Below are 486 nucleotides of genomic sequence, written 5' to 3'. Positions count from 1 at the left end.
GCAGGGCCCGTTCAACCAAACTTGTGTCTTGAACACTATCCATTGCCCAGCCCAGTACCCTGCGGGAATGACCATCGCGGACCGCGCACAAGTACAACCATCCCTCGCTGGTGCGCAGGTAGGTAATATCCGACATCCACACCCGGTTGAGCTCACCAGTATCAAACATGCGCTTGACCAGGTCAGGAAGAGTTGACTTACGCTTGGCTTGAATCGTTGTCACCGGGACAAAGGCACGCGGTGAAATCCCTTCAATGCCCATCATGCGCATCCGCTTCGCCACAGTCTTACGGTTAAGCGAAATGTGGTAGCGCTCGGCGAGCTCTGCGGTGATCCGCGGAGCACCATAAACCTCATCAGAGTCTTTCCAAATCTGATGAATCTTACGGTCAACATCATCGTAAAATGTTGCACGATCATCCTTTCCGGATAGTCGTTTCTGCTGCACATGGGCCCATTTGTAGTATCCAGACCGAGACACTTTTA

At 52.5% G+C, this 486-nt stretch carries 1 protein-coding gene; it reads right to left on the bottom strand.

Features of this window, described 5'->3' with window-relative positions:
- Positions 1–448 (bottom strand): IS3 family transposase (locus tag HMPREF2847_RS11600; protein WP_168168371.1); only part of this gene is annotated, 448 nt, incomplete at its 3' end.
- Positions 449–486: the final 38 nt, after the last annotated feature.

Source organism: Corynebacterium sp. HMSC074C03, assembly GCF_001838285.1.
Taxonomy (GTDB): domain Bacteria; phylum Actinomycetota; class Actinomycetes; order Mycobacteriales; family Mycobacteriaceae; genus Corynebacterium; species Corynebacterium amycolatum.
The sequence above is the reverse complement of the archived record's forward strand: the minus strand, read 5'-3'. Positions and strand labels throughout refer to the sequence as shown.